This is a genomic window from Bradyrhizobium sp. Mp27 (genome assembly GCF_029953005.1).
In the GTDB taxonomy this organism is placed as follows: domain Bacteria; phylum Pseudomonadota; class Alphaproteobacteria; order Rhizobiales; family Xanthobacteraceae; genus Bradyrhizobium; species Bradyrhizobium barranii.
On sequence record NZ_JASAUS010000387.1, the window covers coordinates 1 to 2,596 of the forward strand.

Annotated in this window: 1 protein-coding gene; it reads right to left on the bottom strand. The window is 56.7% G+C overall.

The genetic code is table 11. From position 1 onward, the window contains the following. Window positions 1–565: 565 nt before the first annotated feature. Window positions 566–1,474 carry a hypothetical protein gene (locus tag QJT78_RS50095; protein WP_014497924.1) on the bottom strand — a complete coding sequence of 303 codons (909 nt, stop codon included), beginning with the start codon at window positions 1,472–1,474 and terminating at the stop codon, window positions 566–568. Window positions 1,475–2,596 lie beyond the last annotated feature (1,122 nt).

Here is a 2,596-nt window from a genome sequence, read left to right on the forward strand (position 1 = left end):
GCCGAAAGTCATCGCCGGTGTAAAGTTCATCGACGGAATCGAAGTCATTCCGAACACTGAAAGCCACGCCGCCTGATCAGGCCGCGTCACCCAAAATCAGCCATAGCTCGCACAGAGCAGACGGGCGCTTCATAGACTTGATCCTCCATCGTGTGGACAGCTTCGCCGGGCATGATACGGATCTTTTCGATCGTCAGGACTGCCAGACTCTTTCTAGCCGTCTTTTCGTCAGGGAAGGATCAAGTTGCCTGAACTTGTTGCTCAGCTAACTCATGAATGTCGCCGATCTCCATTCGATCTTTGAGGTGGAAGATCGGCGGCTCATGCAGTCGTCGTATGGGGCTGAGCCAATACCTCTCGGTTGAACGTCCAGATGATCTCGCTACGTCCACGCGCTGCCCGCGGCCCTCGTGAGAACATCATATTTAAGCGGATCCAGCCAGGGCCGGCGTTGTTGACGCTCCCCCTCGCCGGGCAGACGGACCGGAGGATTATAGCATGAACGCTGTTTTCGACTTTTCCAAGCATCGGAAAAGGCAAATCACCCTTTCCGGAGCCTGCGTCATCAGCCTTTTGCTCCTGACTTTTTGTACGGATTCGATGCGCTGGCCGTCCGAAAGTCGTCCAGATTCCCACCCAGAAATAGTACCTCACGCTCTTCGGTTGGGGTAGCACTCACCCATGCCAGATCGGGTTCATCATTTTCGGTTCCATCCTCGAGAATACTGACGATGTCTTCCGCCGTCCAAGTTGTGACCCTCGGCACCGTGTAGGTGTGCAACTCATTCGCGTTTTCCGCGATGACTTTGGCGCCAAACTCCTTGTCGTCGTCCGGCGAAACGAGCAGTAGTGAGGCGTCCTCGGACAGTGACACAAAAGGCGAAGAATTGGTATCGCCCCTCATGTGCTCTGCCGCTGCGCGGCCCAGATCTAGTCGTTGGCCTCCCCAGATATTCCAGGGAGCTTGCTCGTAACGCAAAGCCGCCATGGAACGCAAATGGGCCATCGCGCTTTGACGGTCCAACACATGTGGCCTGCAGTGGCTGGCGTGGTTTTGAAAGCGCTGCAGCTCCGTGTATGACGATGCCAACACGTCGTCGTAAACGCGGTCACTGTCGACGCGATAGGCTGACGATCCAGTCGCTCTTGGCCATTGTGCTGATCTTTGCGCAGCGAGTTCGATGTCTCTTCTGAGTTCCGCAAGGTTAGCGCAAGTCAACGTTGCGGCAAGCTGACCGCGCGTTCTCACGAACGATGCAGCCGCGCACCGTTCGTTCTCAGGGATAGCTTGCGCTTTCTTGTTGCCGTCCGTTACCGTCGGGTTCGATCCAGCCGCGGGTGAAGCTAATGATGCGAGGATTGGCTGAGCCTCTCCAAGCCGATGCTCAAAGTCTGCTTGCGCCGTCTCTTCCTGTTGTGGATCGAGGTTATGCATCCGAGCCTCGGATGGGTTGACGTTGTCAAATGGGGCCATTCCGGTCTCCTTTTGTCGGCCTTCAATATCGTCATGCAAAAGTTGATCAGATCAGGAGCAGCAACTGAGACGGGCGCAGTTTGTATAAGATGCACCGGTCTGGTTCTCGAACGTCCGGTGTTGAGGCGTGCGGCAGGCCCCTGACCGGCAATCCAGCTCATGCTTCTCGTCCAGATATTTGTGTTCGAGTCGGGCTCCAGTCCGGATAAAGATGCTGTTATGCTAGAAAGCCTAGCTGTCGAACAGCTGACCAGACCCAATTGCTTGAAGAAAGCCCGTGGCCATTGCGTCTGTGCCGGCGAGCCTGTTGTTTATTGCGGAGCAGAGTTTTGGCGAGATGGGCCATTGTCGCTCTCCGCTTCATGGCAGTACCGTATGAAAGGTTATGGGGAAGCAGCCCGGGGGAGGGCCCGCTTACCGTAAGCTTGAGCCGCATGGGGCAGCCTGCCTGGACTAGCTTGCATCGGCTCCCCGTGAAGGACTTTGAAAAGCTCTTCAAGAAGCTGCTGGGGATACTAACGCCGGATCATGCCGCGGCCATCGGGCTCTGACCGGGCCGCGTGGCATGAAGATCCATTGTTGGGAATACTGATGCGATGGATCGCGTCGGCGCGCCGAGCGTTAGTCGCAAAACAAGCCACGGGGGTGCGACTTCGATCGGCCCAACTCGTTCTCCCATAGATGGACCCGTCGGCTCGCGGAGCAGGCCTAGCCGATCGCGAGCTTTGGCTAACCAGGAGGCCGGCGATCCGCAAGTGTCGAATTGCAATTGATCGATTGCGTGCCCGTAAGGACTGCGGCTCTTGCCCTCCTGCAACCGAAGTCGGAATTTTTGCTTTCAAGGTGGCGTAGCGACCATAATGCGGTTTCTGTCAGCGGGACCGTGTTTGTCAGAATCAGAACATTCTGCGCCCATGTGGAAATTACGCTGCCGATTTAGCTCGACAATTCCGACTGATGCGGCTGGCACGGTTGTTGCTGCCGATGAGGTAAGGCCAGGCTGAGTGCAGAGCTAGCCCGTCTTATTCGCGAGAGGGCGCCTGAGAGGCTGGCGAGCGTGGTGTAAAGCGCTGATGCTGCGTAGGATTCGGTTGTGAAGCCAACCCCATCACCTCAACCGCG